This is a genomic window from Streptomyces sp. OfavH-34-F (assembly GCF_022347745.1).
GTDB lineage: Bacteria > Actinomycetota > Actinomycetes > Streptomycetales > Streptomycetaceae > Streptomyces.
In genome coordinates this window covers 1-3574 of the sequence record NZ_JAKRGC010000470.1, presented here as the reverse complement: position 1 = coordinate 3574, position 3574 = coordinate 1, and the positions used below count along the sequence as shown (strand labels likewise).

The window sequence follows — 3574 nt, the reverse complement described above, 5'->3', positions numbered from 1 at the left end:
TGGCTTTAATCACGAGTCCTGACGTCAGTTGTTCACGAGTTTGGGAGTCACCCCGAACCACGGACGGGTGATGTTCACGAGTTTCGACGCCACCGGGGTACTTGCCAGGCCAGCATCGGGAGTGCTCCTGGTGAAAGGCCCTGGTCATGCCACAGATGTCGAAGGTCGAGCTGTACGCCGCGATCCGGCGCGGTCACCGAGACGGCATGACGATGCGGGAGATCTCGCGCAAGTACAACGTGTCGTGGCGGACGATCAGGAAGGCTGTGGACTCGGTCTGGCCGGAGCCGAGGAAGAAGCTCCCGCCCCGGGCGACTGCGCTGGACCCGTACAAGGCGGTGGTCGACGGGATCCTGCGGGCGGACCTGGACGCGCCGCGCAAGCAGCGGCACACGGTCACCCGGATCTTTCACCGCCTGGTCGATGAGCATGGTGCCGAGGTCTCCTACCAGCAGGTCCGCCGCTATGTCGCCGACCGCAAGCCGCAAATCCTGGTGGAGTCGGGCAAGGCTCCGATCGAGGCGTTCGTCCCGCAGACGCACCAGCCCGGCATGGAGGCCGAGGTCGACTTCGGCGACGTGACCGTGAAGCTCGCCGGCGAGGTGGTGACCTGTTATCTGTTCTCCTTCCGTCTGTCCTACTCGGGCAAGGCCGTCCACCGCGTCTTCGCCTCCTGCGGGCAGGAGGCGTTCTTCGAGGGCCACGTCCATGCCCTGCGGACGCTGGGCGGGGTTCCGCGGAGCAAGGTCCGCTACGACAACCTGAAGGCGGCCGTCGCCCGGGTGCTGGGACTGAGCCGGGCACGGGTGGAGGCCGACCGGTGGATCGCCTTCAAATCGCACTTCGGGATCGAGAGCTTCTACTGCCGGCCTGGCATCGAGGGCGCCCACGAGAAGGGCGGCGTCGAGGGCCAGATCGGCTACTTCCGCCGCAACCACTTCGTGCCGGTTCCGGAGGTCGAGTCGCTGGCGGAGCTGAACGAGCTGGTCGAGCAGTGGGACCGGCACGACGGGCGGCGCAGGATCGGGTCCAGGGCACGGACGATCGACGAGTACTTCGAGGACGAGCGCTCGCGGCTGCTGCCGCTGCCGGAGGATCCGTTCGAGACGGGGCGGGTGTTCACTCCGCGGGTCGACCGCTACGGCCAGATCGCGGTCCGCACCAACCGCTACTCGGTGCCGGTGAGGCTGATCGGCAAGCGGGTCCGGGTGCTGCTGCACGCCTCTCACCTGGTGGTCTACGACAAGAGCGTCGAGGTGGCCCGGCATGAGCGGCTGATCGCCAAGGGCAGCTGTCGGCTGGAGCTGGATCACTACCTGGAGGCCCTGATCCGCAAGCCGGGCGCCTTTCCCGGCGCGACCGCGCTCGACCAGGCCCGCTCTGCGGGGAAGTTCACCCCTGTCCACGATGCCTGGTGGGCCGCGGCGGTCCGAGCGCACGGCGACACCGAGGGCACCCGGGCGCTGATCGAGGTGCTTCTGCTGGGCCGCCACCTCGCACACGAGCACATCGTCGCCGGCCTGGCCACCGCACTGCGGGCCGGGGCCCTGACCGCAGACGCGGTCGCGCTGGAGGCCCGCAAGGCCGCCCAGGCCGAGGACGAACCCGCTGCCGCCGAGGTCCCGGTGCCGCGGCCGCCTGCCGGACCGGGAGGGGCGAGCGTGACGTTCCTGCACGAGTGGAAGCTCAACCATCTTCCACCGGACACCAGGCCGCTGCCCTCGGTGACCCACTACGACCAGTTGCTCCGACACCGCCGCACCGGCGGCGGTGACCTGCGAGAGGGAGAAGCTCCATGACCACCCTGCCCCGCCAGCGGAACCTGACCGAGCAGGCCGCGACCACGGCCATCGACACCGCCTGCCGGCTGCTGCGGCTGCCGTCGATCCGCAACGAGTTCGCCGAGATCGCCGACCGGGCCGCGAAGGACCAGATGACCTATCGAGGCTTCCTCGCCGAGCTGCTGATGACCGAATGCGACGACCGGGCCCGACGCCGCTCGGAGCGCCGGATCAAGGCCGCCGGGTTCCCCCGGGACAAGTCGCTGCGGACCTTCGACTTCGACGCCAACCCCAACATCGACCCCGCCGTGGTCAACACCCTCGCCAGCTGCGAGTGGATCAAGAAGAGCCAGCCGCTCTGCCTGATCGGCGACTCCGGCACCGGCAAGTCCCACATGCTCATCGCCCTGGGCACCGAGGCCGCCATGCAGGGCTACCGCGTCCGCTACACGCTCGCCACCAAGCTGGTGAACGAGCTGGTCGAGGCCGCCGACGAGAAGCAGCTGAACAAGACCATCGCCCGCTACGGCCGCGTCGACCTCCTCTGCATCGACGAGCTCGGCTACATGGAACTCGACCGGCGCGGCGCCGAGCTCCTCTTCCAGGTCCTGACCGAACGCGAGGAGAAGAACAGCGTCGCCATCGCCTCCAACGAGTCCTTCGGAGGCTGGACCAAGACGTTCACCGACCCCCGCCTCTGCGCAGCCATCGTCGACCGCCTCACCTTCAACGGCACCATCATCGAGACCGGCACCGACTCCTACCGCCTCGCCAGCACCCGCGCGCGGACCGAAGCGCCCGTCCAGGCCGGCTGACCACTGCGGACTCAGGGCCGACGTCCTGCCAGCTCCCGCCAAGGCGACGGACCGTCGGCCCGAGACGCTCCAGTAGGCTGCGCTGGTCATGGACACGCACGCCGAACCCGAGCAGACACGGCACGACACGAATGTCTCCGGTCCGCCGATCCGGCAGCTCTTCCGGGACGTCATCGCCGACCGCATGCCGGGCCGCAGGCCGCCCCAGGCCGTGATGCTGTTCGGCTCCGAGACCGACCCCTGCTGGGACGACCGGGGCTTCCTCGCCGACTTCTACAACGAGATCCTGCACCAGGACACCTGCCAGCCCGCCACCGCCGACGGCCTCGCCCTGGTCGCGGCCCTCGCCCTCGACGAGCGGACTCCCGCCCGACAGCGATTCCAAGCCGTCGACCTGCTGTTCAGCGCTGCCACCGTCGCTGAGCGCCACCTCGCCGAAACCTGGCCGGCCACCCCGCAACATGCCGATCCCGACAGCGAAGCCCGGGCCCGCAGAGTGGTTCAGGCTCACGTTCCTCATCTGCTGGCCCGCTGGTCGGCCGAATGCCCTGCGGTTCGCCTCGCCCTCGCCGGCCTCGCCGTCGTCTTCCCGACAGACCGCACCCTGCCCGCCCTGACACCGCGGCTGCAGACCTTCCTCCACCAGCACCCCCAGGGCACCGACATCGGCGACTACGTGCGGTTCGTCCTCGTGCTGGCCGCCCAGGACGACGACCGGATCCTCACAGCGACAGACAAGCTCACAGACGCCTACTGGACGGGAACAGCGCGCGGAGTGCCGACACGGGCACGAGCCCTCCACCTCCTCGGCCAGATGCTGACCAAGGTCGGAACCGGACTCACCCGAGGACCCGCCGGGCAGTGACGCACCGCGCATCGCCCCCGTTGCTATTTCTCATGAACATTCACGGGCCTCAAGATCCGCAACTGCTGCCCAAACTGGCGGACAAACGCTGCCCCTAGAAGTGAACGAAGCCA

Annotated in this window: 3 protein-coding genes; all 3 read left to right on the top strand. The window is 68.9% G+C overall.

What is annotated here, in order from left to right; translation table 11 throughout:
* The first annotated feature begins 155 nt into the window (after positions 1-155).
* Positions 156-1799, top strand: a complete 1644-nt coding sequence (gene istA / locus MHW47_RS33460) for an IS21 family transposase (RefSeq protein ID WP_239227607.1) — start codon at positions 156-158, stop codon at positions 1797-1799.
* Positions 1796-2596, top strand: coding sequence for an IS21-like element helper ATPase IstB (istB, locus tag MHW47_RS33455; RefSeq protein WP_239227606.1), 801 nt, complete (start codon positions 1796-1798; stop codon positions 2594-2596). The genes istA and istB overlap by 4 nt, the downstream gene beginning before the upstream one ends.
* An 88-nt stretch (positions 2597-2684) precedes the next feature.
* Entirely contained in the window at positions 2685-3461 is a 777-nt protein-coding gene (locus MHW47_RS33450) for a hypothetical protein (RefSeq protein WP_239227605.1), read from the top strand.
* Positions 3462-3574 lie beyond the last annotated feature (113 nt).

Coding starts and splice junctions, on each gene's coding strand:
- istA (WP_239227607.1), top strand. CDS start 156: ATGTCGAAGGTCGAGCTGTACGCCGCGATCCGGCGCGGTCACCGAGAC.
- istB (WP_239227606.1), top strand. CDS start 1,796: ATGACCACCCTGCCCCGCCAGCGGAACCTGACCGAGCAGGCCGCGACC.
- MHW47_RS33450 (WP_239227605.1), top strand. CDS start 2,685: ATGGACACGCACGCCGAACCCGAGCAGACACGGCACGACACGAATGTC.